This is a genomic window from Dolichospermum lemmermannii CS-548 (assembly GCF_028330815.1).
GTDB lineage: Bacteria > Cyanobacteriota > Cyanobacteriia > Cyanobacteriales > Nostocaceae > Dolichospermum > Dolichospermum lemmermannii.
The window spans coordinates 1-17,304 of sequence record NZ_JAQMTJ010000224.1; the positions used below are offsets into that span (position 1 = coordinate 1).

The 17,304-nt window shown below is 38.6% G+C and carries 13 protein-coding genes; 6 read left to right on the top strand and 7 right to left on the bottom strand.

Annotated features, from left to right (window positions below; all coding sequences use genetic code 11):
- Positions 1–171: 171 nt before the first annotated feature.
- Positions 172–663 carry a DUF29 family protein gene (locus tag PN450_RS14955; RefSeq protein WP_041457586.1) on the top strand — a complete coding sequence of 164 codons (492 nt, stop codon included), beginning with the start codon at positions 172–174 and terminating at the stop codon, positions 661–663.
- A 124-nt stretch (positions 664–787) separates the two neighbouring features.
- Positions 788–2,974, top strand: a complete 2,187-nt coding sequence (gene topA / locus PN450_RS14960; RefSeq protein ID WP_271836788.1) for a type I DNA topoisomerase — start codon at positions 788–790, stop codon at positions 2,972–2,974.
- A gap of 27 nt (positions 2,975–3,001) precedes the next feature.
- Here topA and PN450_RS14965 read toward each other — a convergent pair whose 3' ends face one another.
- Together PN450_RS14965 and PN450_RS14970 are read right to left on the bottom strand one after the other, a co-directional pair.
- A complete protein-coding gene (locus PN450_RS14965; protein ID WP_271836789.1) occupies positions 3,002–3,565 on the bottom strand; it encodes a GAF domain-containing protein in 564 nt (187 codons plus the stop codon).
- A 306-nt stretch (positions 3,566–3,871) separates the two neighbouring features.
- On the bottom strand, positions 3,872–4,687 hold the full coding sequence (locus PN450_RS14970; protein ID WP_271836790.1) for a type 1 glutamine amidotransferase: 816 nt from the start codon (positions 4,685–4,687) through the stop codon (positions 3,872–3,874).
- Positions 4,688–5,259: 572 nt separating this feature from the next.
- On the opposite strand from PN450_RS14970, the gene PN450_RS14975 reads away from it, so the two are divergent.
- The 4 genes from PN450_RS14975 to PN450_RS14990 all read left to right on the top strand — a co-directional run bounded on the left by PN450_RS14975 (position 5,260) and on the right by PN450_RS14990 (position 12,181).
- Complete coding sequence (locus tag PN450_RS14975; protein ID WP_271836791.1) at positions 5,260–6,027, top strand: COP23 domain-containing protein; 768 nt, start codon at positions 5,260–5,262, stop codon at positions 6,025–6,027.
- Between the two features lie 638 nt (positions 6,028–6,665).
- Complete coding sequence (locus PN450_RS14980) at positions 6,666–7,397, top strand: peptidylprolyl isomerase (protein ID WP_148765723.1); 732 nt, start codon at positions 6,666–6,668, stop codon at positions 7,395–7,397.
- A gap of 56 nt (positions 7,398–7,453) precedes the next feature.
- Positions 7,454–10,447, top strand: coding sequence for a peptidase domain-containing ABC transporter (locus PN450_RS14985; RefSeq protein ID WP_271836792.1), 2,994 nt, complete (start codon positions 7,454–7,456; stop codon positions 10,445–10,447).
- 138 nt (positions 10,448–10,585) lie between these two features.
- Positions 10,586–12,181, top strand: coding sequence for a putative HlyD family type I secretion protein (locus PN450_RS14990; protein WP_271836793.1), 1,596 nt, complete (start codon positions 10,586–10,588; stop codon positions 12,179–12,181).
- Positions 12,182–12,292: 111 nt separating this feature from the next.
- Here the strand turns inward: PN450_RS14990 and PN450_RS14995 are convergent, their stop codons facing one another.
- From PN450_RS14995 to murC, 5 genes are all read right to left on the bottom strand, one after another.
- Positions 12,293–13,654: a helix-hairpin-helix domain-containing protein gene (locus tag PN450_RS14995; RefSeq protein ID WP_271836794.1), complete on the bottom strand. Its 1,362-nt coding sequence runs from the start codon at positions 13,652–13,654 to the stop codon at positions 12,293–12,295.
- A 35-nt stretch (positions 13,655–13,689) separates the two neighbouring features.
- Entirely contained in the window at positions 13,690–13,854 is a 165-nt protein-coding gene (locus tag PN450_RS15000) for a hypothetical protein (RefSeq protein WP_213718581.1), read from the bottom strand.
- 114 nt (positions 13,855–13,968) lie between these two features.
- Positions 13,969–14,316 (bottom strand): YbaB/EbfC family nucleoid-associated protein, encoded by a 348-nt coding sequence (locus PN450_RS15005; protein WP_015080378.1) that lies wholly within the window; start codon positions 14,314–14,316, stop codon positions 13,969–13,971.
- 156 nt (positions 14,317–14,472) lie between these two features.
- Positions 14,473–15,471, bottom strand: coding sequence for a UDP-N-acetylmuramate dehydrogenase (gene murB, locus PN450_RS15010; protein WP_271836795.1), 999 nt, complete (start codon positions 15,469–15,471; stop codon positions 14,473–14,475).
- Between the two features lie 101 nt (positions 15,472–15,572).
- On the bottom strand, positions 15,573–17,033 hold the full coding sequence (gene murC / locus PN450_RS15015) for a UDP-N-acetylmuramate--L-alanine ligase (RefSeq protein WP_271836796.1): 1,461 nt from the start codon (positions 17,031–17,033) through the stop codon (positions 15,573–15,575).
- Between the last annotated feature and the right edge of the window lie 271 nt (positions 17,034–17,304).

Sequence of the window (17,304 nt, forward strand, 5' to 3'; positions counted from 1 at the left end):
CCCCTGGTAGGGGAGAGGTTTGGAGAGGGGTCTGTTTACACATTAAAAACTTTTAAAACATCCTCTTATTGCATAGAGATTTAAGCATTAAATTTAAAGTTACCTGAATGTGCTTTTTCAGAAAAATATGTGTTATTATCAATATGTAAATTATACTGGAGGTTAATGAAAATGACTCAAGAATTAATAGACCTCAGAAACAGCATTTTACAAGGAAATTACACAGATGCTTTAGCAATTGTAGATGAATTAGAAGGAATGAGTAAACAAGCAATATTGCGAAATATAGAATCGTATTTAAAGATTTTACTGATTCACTTGATTAAAAATAAAATAGAACAGCGATTAACAAATTCTTGGATGGCTTCTATTCGTAATTCAATTAGGGAAATTCAAAAAATTAATCTTAAAGAAAATAAAAGATCCTATTATGTAAATGAAGATGAATGGGAAAATTTAATTGAGGAAGAAGTAATTGAAGATGCGATCGCTGATGCTAGTCTAGAAACAATGAATGGTAAATACACTCGTTCTCAATTATCAGAAATTCTAGATAGAAAAGAAATAATTACGAAAGCTATTACATTTTTATCCCTAACTTATACTTGTTCAGCAAAGGAGTTACCAGCTATTATGGATGATTATCTGAATGATTGTAAGTAGGTGCGAAGAAAAATAAAATCGCTCATATCCTGAAAATCCTAAAATCCTGGATATCCTGATTCTGGCATTGTAAAAATCTTGCCATTTATTTTATCCTATATAAAGCATCTCAAAAACAAGCGCCATGCCCAAACGTCTCCTAGTGGTTGAGTCTCCCGGAAAAGTCAAAAAACTGAGTCAAATTCTCGGTGCAGATTGGATTGTCCGCGCTAGTTGTGGACATATCCGCGAACTCAGTAATGAGGGTGATGATTCACTAGGATTTACAATGGATGGTAATACTGTTCGCTGTAATTATATCCCCCGTGACCAACGGGCAAAAGAAACAATTCAACAATTAAAAGCGGCTGTTAGACAAGTTGATGAAGTTGTTTTAGCTACAGACCCAGACAGAGAAGGAGAAACCATTGCTTGGCATCTTAAAGAAACGTTAGGATTAAGAGACCCCAAACGAGTAGTTTATACTGAGATTACACCATCAGCAGTGCGGAATGCGATCGCACACCCCAGAAAACTTGACACTAACTTAATCGGTGCCGGATTATGTCGAGATTGTCTTGATAAACTGGTAGGTTACAAAGGTAGTCCCCTGGTTTGGGCATTAAATAATGGGGCAAAAAGTGTAGGTAGAGTTCAAAGCGCCACATTACATCTAATTTGTCAGCGCGAAAGAGAAATTCTGGCTTTTGTCCCCCAAGATTATTGGAGTGTGTGGGTAGATTATCAAGAAGGATTTCGGGCTTTTTACAAAGGTACGGACAATACTGAGAAAGAAACATCAGAACCAGAAACGGAAACTCACGATGATGCAGCTAGTAACAACCCAGAAAAACCCGAATCTAAGCGCGTTCTCTCGGAAGCAGAAGCAAACAGATTAGTTGAAGAAGCAAAACGTCATCCACATCAAATTATTCACTTAGAAGGGAAACTCGTTTATCGTCAACCCCCTCCACCATTTACCACCTCCACCCTCCAACAAGCTGCCGGTTCAAAGTTGAAATTTTCCCCTGACAAAACTATGCAGGTGGCACAAAAGCTATATGAGGCAGGATTAATTACATATATGCGAACCGATTCAGTGATGTTGAGTCCTGAATTTTGTGCTAGTGCGCGTCAATGGTTGGAACAAAATGACCCTGAGAATGTCCCCCAACAAGTAGCCAAGCAGCGTAGTAGTAAAACGGCTCAGGAAGCACATGAAGCCATTCGTCCCACAGATGTTTTTCGTCCTTCGGTGCAATTACGGGCAGAATTACCTGAAGATGAGTTTAACCTATATGTGATGATTTGGAAAAGAGCGATCGCTTCCCAATGTCGTCCAGCACAACTTCGTAAAACGTTGGTAATTACGAAATCAGGTAATATCTTATGGCAAGCTAGAGGGCAGGTAATTGAATTTTACGGTTATGCAAAATATTGGCTGAATCTGAGCAAAGATGCAGTTTTACCCTTATTGCAACAGGGACAAAAACTGAATTTAGCCAAAGCGGGACATGATCAGAAACAAACCCAACCACCACCCAGATATAGCGAACCCAAACTTGTCCAATTAATGGAACGTAAAGGCATTGGTCGTCCTAGCACTTATGCTCCGACAATTGCTACTTTAAAGAAACGCAATTATGTGGAGTTAAAAAAAGATAATCTTCAACCCACAGCTTTGGGTTTAGAAGTTGATGAATTTTTACAAAAGGCTTTACCAGATTTACTAGAAGCGGAATTTACTGCTAAAATGGAAGATGCCTTAGATGCAATTTCTGAAGGAAAAAACTCTTGGCAACATTACCTAACTACTTGGAATCAAAGTTATTTTGTTCCTGCACTTTCCAAAGCTAAAACTGTGGTTGTTAATTCATCAACTACAGGTAAAAATAATAATTTTGTTGAGCGTAAATATGAAACTTCTAAAACTCGTTGTCCTAATTGTAAGAACTGTTTAGCCAAAATTCCCAGCAGTAAAGTTAAAAAGAAATACTTTCTTAAATGTGTGAGTGGCTGTGAAAACATTGTGCTATTTTGGAGTGATTTTCACAAAAAGTGGGAAGCACCGAAAACTAAAACATCTACAAATGAAAATGCTCCCAAACCTTCAGCAAAAATCACTGCATATCCCTGTCCTGTATGCAAGAAACCTTTGGAGGAATACAGTTACCTCAAAGATGGGCAAAATAAAACTATGCTGCGGTGTTCTGGTCAGGATTCATGGAAGGATACGAAACATAAAGATGTGGCTTATTTTCATACTGCTAAAGGATGGTGGAGTCCTAAATTTGGGAATTTAAATGATTTAAACGCAGATGAACGCAGATAAACGCGGATGAATTAATGGATTTGATTTTTAACTCTTTAAAATGTTAGAGTCTGTGGCTAAAGTTCGCGCTGCTGTTTGCATTAGTTCAATATCTGTTAATGTCCAATCACGGGAACTTTGACAATGATGTGCTACTAATAGTCCCCATAATCCTCTTGGTATCAAAATTGGTACTACCAAATTAGCGCGAACTTGCATACTGCGAAGGAAATCACGGTGACAATCCTGAATTGCTTCTAATTCTATATCAGCGATCGCTCTAACCCGTCCTTCTAAGTACAAAGCAGCATACTCATGGTTAAAACAATCGCTTGCTCCCGTAGAACCGAGAATTGAATATTCATCAGCACTCAATGATTCAAATGTTACCTGTCCTTGCCATTGTTCATAGAAATAATACAGGACTACCCGATCAACCTGGAGTGATTCTCGCAGTTGATTTGTCGTTTGTCTGATCAATTCATCCCGTTGCATTTTGATGACAAGACGATTGAGTAATTTTCGCAAACCCTGATTGGGGTGGTAACTTGAGCGATTTTCAAATTCTGGGAAAGAAGGTTTACCTTGAGCGGAGTCGAAAGGAAGTTGCACAGATTTAAAATAATGACTAACTAAACAATTTCGGATTTCTATAGTAACTTATCAGACATTTTACCGAAAATCGTTCTTATTTTATAAAAAAATAATGTAGTTTATTAACCTGGTAATTGGTAATCGGTGATTGGTAATTGCATGATTAAACTTTTACCCATTACCCATTACCTATTTTCCTAAGAGACTTCCAATTAAAAAAATATCCCAAAATCTCTTGTGGTGCGGGCATCTTGCCCGCTAACAACAGAAGGACGGGCAAGATGCCCATCCTACAAAATTGGATCATCTTTTTTGTGGAATTCTCTAACTAACTCCAGCTACACTGGGTGAATTCACTTTTAAGCGTTTAAACATTGCTTCCCGTCCTTGCATTGCCAAGGTATCATCTAAAGGTGACAGTTTGATTTCCTGTTGATATTTCAGCCTTAACGCCGTTTGAATTAACCAATCAGCAACGAAAGGATTTTTGGGTAATAATGGCCCGTGGGAATAGGTAGCGATCGCATTTTGATAAAACGCTCCTTCTGTGCCATCTTCTCCATTATTCCCCAAACCATACACCACACGCCCCAAAGCTTCCACCTGCCCTAATGTCGTCCGGCCACCGTGATTTTCAAACCCGACTAAATAAGGTTTTGTCCCTGTCATTGCTTCTATTTCCTGTGCCAATCGTGAAGCTGTAACTTCTATCACTAAGTTACCAATACATCTTTTCGTATTTTCACCAGGATGAATAGAAACTAAATCTAAAATTCCCAAACCTTCAATTCTTTGTCCAAAGGCTGGTTCATAATAATTTCCTAGCAATTGGGGAGAACCACAGGTAAAAACTCCCGGCGTTCCATGTTCGATTTTATCACCCATTGCCTCCGCTTTTGCCCCTTGTAAATCCCGCATGACAATTTCTTGCTGACGATCCTGTGCGCCCCCACCAACAATCACATCTACTGATTTTATATCCTCAGCGGTAGAGTCTTGATCCAAGGGTAATACGATCACATTATACCCCCGCCATTGAGCGCGGCGTTGAATAGTGATCACATTTCCGCGATCGCCGTAGGTACTCATCAACTTAGGATATAGCCAACCAATAATAATTTCCATCGGTGCAGAACTCATAAAACCTCTAATATAGCAGGAGTCACCAAAGTAGGAGCGCAGGGCGTGCGCCCAGTCAGAATTGTTGCAATATGTTAATGAATTTCAAGTTTAGTAAACAGATAACATAAATCAAAAAACTCGTGCTAGATTAAGGGCATGGTACAAAAAGGTTAAAAGTCAAACCTTAAATCCAAACTTTTTCATTAGAGTTTGTGCCTCCTGCTCTAGTGTCCCGGCAATCAATTTTTTCTTGTAGCTTCCTATCAAAGTTTTTTCGCCTAAATCTCACCAAATTGTTATTGGAGGTGTGGAACTCGCAGCCAAAATTGCCTAACCATTGAAAATAAGGGAAGCGTAATTTAAATCGAATTTAATTGATTGCTTGTCCAGTCCACTTCTATATTTTTGTATTGAACTACAACCTAATCAAGAAACCGCTGTAAGCTGCTGATAATCCTTCCTAGCTTGTGGCGGTTTCTGCTGTGTATACTAAAAACACAAAAAACAGGTATTGTTATTGAATCAAAAAAATATATTCTCCGTCAATAGAGATATCAACTATTTACCTGTTTCTAACAGAGGTTATATTTATGTCATTACAATCACTTCGGTTTTTATTGTTGAGTAGTCTGGGCTGTTCTTTATTTTTTGGTAATACTGTAGCTTTTGCTCAAGTTGTTGTGCCTACAGTTCCATCAGGTTCATCTACTACAGTTCCATCAGGCTCATCAACCACCATACCAACTTCCACCACAGTTGACAGTAGTAAAAGGTTTAGTTGTCAATATAATAATGGACAACCTACGGTCATGTATCAGCCCCAAAGTCAACCTGGACAATATTTTGCTTGGGCTGCACCTCAAACTTTAGGCGGGAATTGGGATGCTCAAAGACGTTGTGAAACGATCGCCAGCCGTTTAGAATTATATCGCCCCGATGGATTACAAGAATTACAAATAGCTGTAGAAAATAACGAAAATATTATCTGTGTCACCACTGAATCTCAGCCCAATTGTCGAATTGTCTTGACAGTACCCCGTGGTAAAGATCCCTATACTATTCGCAATAGTGTATTCCAAAACCTAACTACCGCTGATAGTGGACAACAGACTATTGCCGTTAATACCTACACCAATCGTAACAGAGGTAATGGAGATAGCTTGTATAGCCTGGGACAAACGCTTTTAGGTGGTAAAAATCAGGTGAGTTCTGCTAAACAGGGCATTAATTTGAAACCTTATCTTGATCCTAAAGACGGTGGTACAGGCGGAAAACTGAGAAATGGAGTAGAAATTAGACGTAATACCAATACCACACGCCAAGCTCCCAGCCGTCTAAATCCTAGCAAATTTCGTTAATTAAGTTTGTCTCCGATTTTGGGCAACCACAATTCCGGGCAACCACGGGGGGTTTGCCCTTACAGTATTTTTGTGATTATATTTACCCTTTTAGAGAAATTAAATTTACCCTTTATATAATTTTGTCCTGTATTAACTTATTAGGTGTTGTAATTATTTCTCAGGCTGGATTGATTTTTGAAGATTAGTTAGTAAATGAAGAGTCCGCAATAACCGAGGTGACTGGTTATCTAATTTAGGTTGCTAATTCGTCATTATGCCCATTCCCTAGTAAATAAGTTTGATATGACAAATTTATCAATTTATGGTAACTTGGTAAGATAATATCCAAATATCAACACTGTGACTAAGTAGGTGAACGGAAAAAAACCGTAGACCCGGAGCGGCTTCTCGAAGAGTAATATATAACAAAAAGTAAAGTTACCCAAAACCTCTTCCCTGTTCCCTTGTCATAACGACAATTTTTAACGCCAACCTACTTAAATTCAAAAAATCAACTTTTGGTAATTGGCAAATAATTAGTATTTAAATACTACACTGAAACCAATCCAGAGTAAAGTTGTAATAAATTGTATAATTTAACCAAAATATAACTTAGTGACAATCTAGTTATATTATCTTTTCAAAAGAAATTAACAATGACAACAAACCTGATCACAAGCAATATGAATCAAGTTCTACAATTAGGCGATCGCATCTTCCAGCCCACAGAGGTTTTATCATTATTATCGGAATATCAGCTATTACCGCTATTAATGAAAGAAATATTCATTGATCAAGCGATCGCAGAAATTGTTTGTACCCCAGAAGAAGAACAACTAGCCTGCGAACAATTAGCCCAACAATATCAGGGACTAGAACCACAGAGCGAAAGTTTCCAAAAGTTGAAAATTATGGCGGTACGACAATTAAAGCTAGAAAAGTTTAAAGAGGAAACTTGGGGAGGGGATTTAAACTCCTACTTTTTCCAACGTAAAAGCCAGTTAGATAGGGTGATTTATTCCCTAATTACTACCACAGAAATTGGGATCGCTCAAGAAATTTACTTTCGTATTCAAGAGGGTGAACAATCCTTTGCCCAATTAGCGCGGGAATATGCTCAAGGTCCCGAATCGCAAACAGATGGCTTAGTCGGACCAATAGATTTACAATCTCTCCATCCTACATTGGTAAATATCCTTGCCAAAAGTCAACCACAACAACTATCACCACCGACTCAAATTAATAATGTGATAGTAATTGTCCGATTAGAAAAAATACTCCCAGCCCAATTAGATCGTTCCACAAGACAACGGTTACTAAATGAACGATTTAATCAGTGGTTACAAACACAAATGACAGAACAAAAATTTCAAATTCAGACCGTATAAATCGCCAAATATAAACCTTTTAGCCAATACAAAGCGAAATAACTAACTCAATCAATATGACTTATATTCAGAGTAACTTTGAAGAATTCATTGCTAGTATTGAAGGATTTGATCAATTATCAAAAGAGGAAATTAACAACCTCTTATCATCACAAATTCTCCAGCCTTTACGTTATCGTGTAGGACAAAAAATTATTGGTAAAGAACAACTACCAGAAAGGATCGCCATTCTTCATCAAGGTAACGTCAGACTATTGGGATATAATCCCCAAAACCAATTACCAATTACATTAAAATTACTCCAACCAGGGGCAACAATTGGCGAAATTTCTTGGTTACGTGAGCTTCCTTGTGAAACTGCCATAGCTTCCACAGAAGTAATCTGTTTAACCTGGAAAGCCGCAGATTATTTGCAATTTATCAACCGCAATCCAGCCTTTGCGAAAGCTCGTCAAAATCAAAGTCACCTAATTGAAATCTTTGATATTTTGAGTTCCCAGGTAGCACAAAAAGCCTTAGTAAATCACAACCTCAAAGACATTACCCAACAGGCTCAATTAGAAGCAAAAATTCATTATTTATCACCAGGAAAAACAGCTTTACAAGAATTAAGCAGCGATCGCATTTGGTTTGTGAGTGGTCGTAGTTCCCTGCCCAATTTCCCACCTGGTTCTCGTCTAGAAACCGACGTAATTGAAGTTAAAGGCAACATTCCTGTTCGTTTATTGGGCATTAATCCTCAAGATCTATCACTACTTGATGGTATTTCCATCGAATCAGAAACATTAGAAACTATATCAGATAGCAGAGTAGATTCGGAAATTCCCTACGCCCAAGAACCAGAATTTGTTCCCCCCACCACATCAAACCAGCCATTAAAAAATCAAAACTATCCATTTTTCCGGGGACAAGGAGAATTAGATTCTAGTCTGGCTTGTTTTCAAATGCTATCCAAGCATTTAGAAATGCCCTTTCGGAAAGAAGTAGTACGGCGGATTTTAAACGACCAAATTAAGCGTCAAGGGAGTATATCTTTTCAAGTTTGCGCTTATTTATCGGAACTAATTGGACTTAAATCCCAGCTAGTTGATGTTCCTGCTGTTTCCATTAATCGGATTCCTACCCCAGCATTAATTCGCTATCGTGACAGTTTTGCTGTTCTCTATGCAGTAGATGGAAAAACAGTAGTTTTGGGTTTGCCATCTCAAGGTATTATCAACTGCCAAATTAGTCAATTGGTAGAAGAATTAGAAACTGATGACGCTAATCTTCAACCACAAGTTAGAGTTTTATTACTGAGTGCAACCAAAGAAACACCGAAAGAACGCTTTGGTTTATCTTGGTTTGTTCCTTACTTATCGCGTTACCGTCGGGTGCTGATAGAAGTATTTATTGCTTCCTTCTTCGTCCAACTGGCAGCCCTCGCTAATCCTCTAGTTATTCAGTTAATTATTGATAAAGTCATTGTGCAAAATAGTATTAGTACCCTGAATATTTTAGGAGTATTACTATTAGCAGTGGGTGTTTTTGAAGCAGTATTAACCACCTTGCGGACTTACTTATTTGTAGATACCACCAACCGCATTGATATGAGTTTGGGGTCACAAATTATTGACCACTTGCTGCGCTTACCACTGCGCTATTTTGATAAAAGACCAGTTGGTGAACTATCCACCAGAATTAATGAATTAGAAAATATCCGTCAGTTTCTCACGGGTACGGCTTTAACAGTAGTATTAGATGCCCTGTTTTCCGTTGTTTATATAGTTGTCATGCTGTTCTACAGTTGGCAACTAACTCTCGTCGGATTAGGAACAATCCCTCTATTTGTGGTAGTGACATTAATCGCTGCTCCCACAGTGAGTAGACAATTAAGAACCAAAGCTGAACGTAATGCCGAAACTCAATCTTATTTGGTTGAGGTTATGTCAGGTATTCAAACAGTTAAAGCCCAAAATATTGAATTACGCTCCCGGTTTTCTTGGCAAAATAAATATGCTAAGTTTGTCGCTGCCGGTTTTAAAACTGTGCTGACTTCCACATTAGCTAATTCAACCAGTCAGTTTCTAAGTAAACTTAGTAGCTTATTAGTTTTATGGGTGGGAGCTTATTTAGTTTTGAAAGGAGAATTAACATTAGGAGAATTAATTGCCTTTCGGATTATTTCTAGTTACGTTACTACCCCGATTTTACGCTTGGCACAAATCTGGCAGAACTTCCAAGAAACTGGTTTATCTTTAGAAAGATTAAGTGATATTGTGGACACACCACAAGAAGCAGAAATAGATCGGAATAATATTCCCCTTCCTGCTGTTAGCGGTGCTGTTAAATATGAAAACGTTTCCTTCCGATTTGCTGCCAGCGGACCACTACAACTCAGCAATGTCACCGTCGAATTTGCCCCAGGTAAATTTGTGGGCATTGTCGGGCAAAGTGGTTCAGGAAAAAGTACAATGATGAAATTACTGCTCAGACTTTATGACACAGAATCTGGCAGAATTTTAGTTGATGGTTACGACATTTCCAAAGTAGAACTTTATTCGCTGCGGCGGCAAATTGGCGTAGTTCCCCAAGATACGCTCTTATTTGATGGCACAGTTCAAGAAAATATTGCTTTAACTAATCCTGATGCCACAACTGAGGAAATTATTGAAGCGGCTCAAATTGCTGTTGCTCATGAATTTATTATGACCTTGCCCAATGGTTATAATACACGAGTTGGGGAACGAGGATCAGCCCTTTCTGGTGGACAAAGACAGAGAATTGCGATCGCTCGTTCTGTCCTGCAAAGACCTAAAATATTAGTTTTAGATGAAGCCACCAGCGCCCTAGATTATCCGACAGAAAAGCAAATTGGTCTGAACTTAGCTCGCGCTTTTAAAGGTAATACAGTCTTCTTCATTACCCACCGTTTGAATACTGTTAGTAATGCCGATACTATCGTCGTCATGGATAATAGTAGAATGATAGAACAAGGTAGTCATCAAGAACTTATGGCAGCTAAAGGTCATTATTTCTATCTTTATCAACAACAGGAAGTAAACTTGTAATTTGTCAATTGTCAGTTGTAGGGGTTTAGCAGTGCTAAACCCTGTCAGTTGTTTCTATAAGATTCAACTGATAACTGATTAAAGATAAAATTACGCACCACTAAATATTCAATCTAAAATCCAAAATCTAAACTTATTATGACTCAAATTAATGGTAATTACACCAACGGAAATGGCAATGGAAAGGGTAACGGAAATGGGAGAGCATCCCATAGAGATGCACAAGTATTGACATCGCCCAAACCCACTCCCAAACAGCCAAAACCTGACTTCAATTTTGATAACTTCGAGCAATCTGTAGTTCTCCGTCAATCCCCAATTTGGTCACGAACCATCATGATTACTCTCATGGGATTGGCTTGTTTTGGAATTATTTGGGCTTGTTTAGCAAAAATTGAACAAGTAGTCCCCGCCACAGGACAATTAAAACCAGAAGGAACAGTTAAAGATGTGCAAGCTCCTATTAATGGAGTTGTGAAGTCACTGTATGTAAAAGATGGACAACAGGTAAAAACAGGAGATTTATTATTAACCTTTGATTCTATTGCGACCCTAGCCGAATTAAATTCATTGAATAAAATTCGGGTAGCTTTAATTCAAGAAAACAATATCTATCGGCGTTTAATGGGAGCGACTACGGGAATAGATGCTGAAATAGCATTTTTACGCAGTAAACTACCAGGAGAATCAGCTTTTCTGCTCAAAAGTCGCGCTTCCTTAGTAGCAGAAAATGAATTATTACGTTCTCAATTAAGAAATTTACCAGGAGCAGCAGGGACAGGAATTGATGAACAACAACTACTAGCAGTTGCGAAAACAGAATTAGCGTCTCGCTCCAAAGCCGCAGAGTTGGAAGTTGAAAAAACCAGAAAGCAACTTTCTCAAACAGAATTTAAACTCCAAGATACTAAAAATGGTTTAGCAATTCAAAGTCAGATTTTAGTTAGTCTTAAAACCTTAGCTGAAGAAGGTGGTATTTCTAAACTTCAATATCTTAACCAACAACAACAGGTACAAACTCTCAAAGCGGAAATATCACAATTACAAGAAGAAGCAAAACGTCTAAAATTCGATATTGATAAAGGAAAACAGCAATCAACCAATACAGTTGCTAGTTCTGATAAGACTATTTTGGAGAAAATAGGTAGTAACAAACAACGGATTGCGGAAATTGATAGTCAATTCATGAAGATTATTTTAGACAATGAACAGCGTTTAGCAGATGTCAATAGCAAAATATCGCAAACACAATTAAATGTTAAATATCAAGAACTTCGCGCTCCAGTGGGAGGTGTAGTTTTTGATTTACAAGCTAAAAATCCCGGTTTTGTTGCTAATTCTACCCAAAAATTACTGCAAATTGTCCCTAAAGATAGTCTAATAGCGGAAGTTTTCATCACCAATAAAGATATTGGTTTTGTCAGGAAAGGAATGAATGTAGATGTGAGAATTGACTCCTTTCCCTTTAGTGAATTTGGTGATATTAAGGGTAAAGTAATTGATATCGGTTCAGATGCTTTACCTCCAGATCAAAACCATCAATTTTATAGATTCCCAGCCAAAATCAAGTTAGATAAACAACAATTAAGTCTCACCAATCAAGAGAGAAAGATATCCTTACAGTCGGGGATGTCTATTACTGCTAATATTAAAGTCCGGGAAGAACGGACAGTGATGAGTTTATTTACAGAGATGTTTACAAAGCAAATCGAGAGTTTGAATGAGGTTCGTTAGGGATTGTTAAAATTAATTATTCAGCAAGCCCTAATTAGATGTTAGTTCTTTAGGAATTAAACAAAATAGAACACAAGTAGCGGTAATTCATAAATTATCGCTACGCAAGCTTTAACCGCTGGTTAGTTGTTTGATATCAGCGCGGAATTTACCGTTTTGTAATGCTTGCACTGCTGTTCCTGAATCTTGTACCCAAAACTGTCTCCCAAAGCGGACAATTTCCCGGTGATTTCCGGCTTGAACAATACCAATTACAGGTATTCTTGATTTATCCTTATCCCCAGCTTGTGATTTGAGAATTGTATTTAGACGATGTTGCTCTTCAATTGTCCCGGCTTGTTGTGGACTCAGTTCCACTAAAATCATTGTTACTGTTTCGACAGTTTCTGCGTCTTCTAGGATAAATTGAACTTGATCATCACGGCGATCTATTTTACCCCAAATAATTAATCTGGCATCAACTTCTAAAACGGAACTAATGCGCTCATAGGTTTTAGGAAAAACAACAGCTTCCGCAGATCCAGATAAATCTTCAACTTGCAAAATTGCCATAGAGTCACCTTTTTTGGTGACAACCTTTTTCACATTATTCAACATTACTGCTGCACAAAGAATAGCATCATCTTTTTGTTCTCCCAATTGTGCCAGGTTAATAGGTGCAAGGACTGAGGATGATTGTCTGATAGATTTAAGAGGATGATCTGAGAGATAAAATCCTAATAATTCTTTTTCCATTCGTAATTTTTCTTGAGGTGGTAAATCATTAACAGGAGGAGCTTTAGGTGCAGATTCATAAGCATTCTTTTGGGGTTGATTATTATTACCTGCAAATCCACCTCCTAATAAATCAAATATATTTCCCTGTCCACTAGCTTTGTCTCTAGCACGGGATTGCGCCCACTCATAAACTAATTCTAAATCATGAATTAATTGGTTGCGATTAGCTTGAATTTTGTCAAAAGCTCCGCAGTTAATTAATGATTCTAAAGTACGCCGATTCATGGCACGTAAATCAACGCGATCGCAAAAATCCGCCAAAGACTTAAATGGGACTAATTCCCCTGATTCTTCCCTGGCTTCTAAAATTGAGGCGATCGCATTTTGTCCCACATTCCGCACTGCCGAAAATCCAAATAAAATCTTCTCACCTGCCGGGGTAAAATCTAAACCAGAACGATTCACATCAGGTGCATCAATCACAATCCCCATATTAGAACAGTTATCAAGATACTTCCGCACCTTGTCTGTATCCCCACTATTCGCGGTTAACAACGCCGCCATATATTCCAATGGGTAATTTGCCTTTAAATATGATGTTTGATAAGTTACATAAGCGTAAGCTGTCGAGTGGGATTTATTAAAACAATTAGAAGCGATAAAACCATTTTTAATCACAAAATTATGGTCATTTTCCACACCAATATCATAAACATTGGCTTGACCTACATAAGTACGGGAAACTATTTTAACCATATTACTTGGCTTGGCAAAATTTGTTTATTTACACCTTAATAATCATTATCAGCCACACAAATACCTTTACATTTAATCCCATTCGTAGCAGTCCGCTGACAATGAGAACATAAAACCTCTTCCTTTTCTGTTTCTTGATTTATCTCCATATTATTGCTTGTCTGGAGCTGATCTTTTTCGGTCTGGAGTTTGTCATTCATAGGAATATATTTAATGAATTTCCATCTGCTGAAGTTTCTCTATTAAATTTGATTTAATTTTTGTGTCAGTCGCCAGTTGTTTTATACTACTGACCACTGACTATTAACTAATGACTACATTCCAGGTAATTCCAGTCCACTGGTTAAATCTTCCATCCGTTCCCGCATGGTTTCGGTAGACTTTTGATAGGCATCTTTCATGGCCGCAGCTACCAAATCAGAAAGCACTTCTGCACCTTCTTCTAAAGCAGATGGAGCAATTTCCACCCGTTTGGGTTCTTGGTTACCACTGACAATAACTTTAACAAGTCCACCACCAGATTCTCCCAGAATCTCCATTTTCTCCAATTCTTCTTGAAGACGCTTTGCACCTTCTTGAACCTGTTGGGCTTTTTTAAACGCTTCCGCTAATTCTTTCATTTTGCCTAAGCCAAAGCCAAATCCCTGTCCTTTTTCTGCCATAACTGGTTATCCGCCGTACGATTACTTACAAATCAAATTCAATTATAGATGCGATGAGTAATTGGTGATGGGTAATTGGTAATTGGTAATTGGTAATAGAGAAAATCCCTGCCTCTTGCCTTTTGCCTTTTGCCTTTTGCCTTTTGCCTCTTGCCTTTAAGCAACTACTTGAAACTCACCCAACATTTTCACTTCTGGTTCTAGCCAAATTGACCAGCGTTCTTGTACCTCATGTTGAATATGACGAATGAGGCAGAAAATATCACTGGCTTTAGCTCCTCCCCGATTGACAATAAAATTAGCATGGAGTTGGGCAACTTGCGCTCCCCCTAATTGATAACCTTTGAGTCCGGTTTGTTCAATTAACCAACCAGCAGTATAAGGTTTAGGATTTCTAAACACACTGCCACAACTAGGATAGCTGTAAGGTTGGGTGCTGAGGCGGTGTTTTTTATGTTCCTTAGTTCTAGCTGTCACTTGCACCGGATCTGCTCCTGGTTGCAGTTGGAAGGTGGCTTGAGTCACAACCCGCTTACCACCTTGTAGTAGTGAACTTCGGTATCTGTAGCCTAATTCTTCTGGAGTGAGAGTTACCAAAGTTCCATCTGGAGAAAGAACTTGAGCGCTAACTAACATATCTGCGATACAGCTATTATGCGCTCCAGCATTCATCACCACCGCACCGCCCAAAGTTCCAGGAATACCCACAGCCCATTCTAATCCTTCCCATCCCAAAGCCGCTGCGTCCCACGCTAAACTAGGGATAGGTTCTCCCGCGGATACAGTTAATTGACCTGTAGCTGGATCAAAGTTTTTAGACCGGAGATGACGAGTAGCGATGACTAAACCGGGGATACCGCGATCGCTCACCAACAAGTTAGAACCAGCACCTAGTATTGTGACTGCTAAATCATTCTCTTTGGCGTATTCAATACTTGCTTGCAACGCTCCTAAATCGCTGGGAGAAACATAGCATTCAGCCTCTCCTCCAACCCGATAAGAAGTAAATGCCGACAAGGAAGTATGGGTTTTGAGCGGACAATCAGTTCCTGGTAAGTAAATTAATTTGCTATTATCCACATCATCTTTAGTTTGTAGTTGTGGAGTCAAATCAGAAAATTTGCAGATTTTGCTAAATCCCTGGGAAGTTATCATCTTTACTTAAATTGGTAATTTTTGACTTATGTTCTTTATTTACCAGAAAAATCCGGTACTGGAGTTAACTAATCAAACCCTGCCAGAGTGCAGTTCTGATCCTAAGATGTGGCAATTGCCGGTTCACTCATAGTGGTAATAAGTTCAGGAATAGCCTGATTCAAATTACCCGCACCTAAAAATAATGCCAAATCTCCCGGACGGAGGGTTTGCAGTAAAAATTCACTCACTAAAGGTAAAGTGTGCTGATAAACCACTTCAGGGTTGTATTTACTAATTGCAGTGGCTAAATCCTGTCCACTAACTTGTCCTAAATCAGACTCACCCGCACTATAAATATCAGTTAGCACAACTAAATCAGCATGGGTAAAAGACTCAGCGAACTCTTTTAAAAACGTTAATGTCCGAGTATAACGATGGGGCTGGAAGATAGCAACTACCCTTTGTCCAGGTCTAGTTTGAAGACGAGCTGCGGCTAAAGTAACACGAATTTCACTAGGATGATGGGCATAGTCATCAATAAAAGTCACCCCAGCAGCTTCACCTCGAAACTCGAACCGTCGTCTTGCACCTTCAAAGGTAGTAATCCCTTTGGCAATTTCTCCAAATTCTAATCCCAAAACTCTACCCACAGCTACTGCTGCTAAAGAATTGCTGAGGTTATGATGACTTAATAGCTGTAAGTTTAGTAACCCCAAGGCTTGACCTTTTTCCCATACTAAAGCTGTTGTCCCATCAGCCCGATAATCTATATTAGTAACGGTGTAGTCAGCACCTTTATCTGGGTAAAGACTATAGCTAATGGTTGGTTTCAGGCGCTCGCGCACTGTTTCGCAATCAATACTACCTACCAAAGTTTTGCAACCTTGAGCAAAGGTTTGGAACGTATTAACTACCTCTTCTAAACTTTCGTAGTGGTCAGGATGATCTAATTCAATATTAGTAATAATACCAATCTCTGGAGCGTGCTTCACCAAAGAACCATCAGACTCATCTGCTTCCGCTACTAAATAACGGCTAGACCCCATTCTGGCATTACCTTCCCAAGCCTTAACTTCACCACCGACCAAAATCGTCGGATCAAGTCCAGCTTGCAAAAGCATATAACCAATCAGACTACTAGTAGTAGTTTTCCCATGGGTTCCGGCCACAGCAATACTGTAATAATCAGCAATCAAAGCCGCAAGAACATCAGAACGATGCCAAATTGGGCAACCCAATGCCAGCGCCGCTTTATATTCCAAATTATTAGCATTAATAGCTGTGGAACAAATCACTTGAGGCCAGGTCGTTTTTGCCGCAGACAACTTTTCTGGTGAAGTTAACAATAAATCATCAGCCGATGCTTCAGGGACAAAGAACTCCAGATTGTTTGCTTCTTGCTTACTAAAAATGTGAGCGCCTAGAGATTCTAACTTGTGCGTAATATGGTTAGGACGCAAGTCTGAACCAGATACTGGTAATTGACGTTTGGTTAGAACATAAGCCAAAGCAGACATTCCAATCCCACCAATTCCGATGAAATGAAATGGTCTACCACTAAAATCTATAGAATTACTCATTTTATTTACCTCTTACACCACACCACACCAGAATCACATAAGACACGCGTATCATACCAGGATTTTGATTTTTACAGATCCTAATTATCCCATCTAAAATATTCATCCCTGCTGAATGAGTAAATTTTGACTTTTGTTTTGCCCCCTGAGCCAGATTACCCCCCGAAAATTATTTCTAATCTGCTCATAAGATTATTCTGAAAATATCTGCTACATCGGGAAAGAAAATTGTGTAAATTTAAATACATTTTGTGATGACTTTTTTAGCACT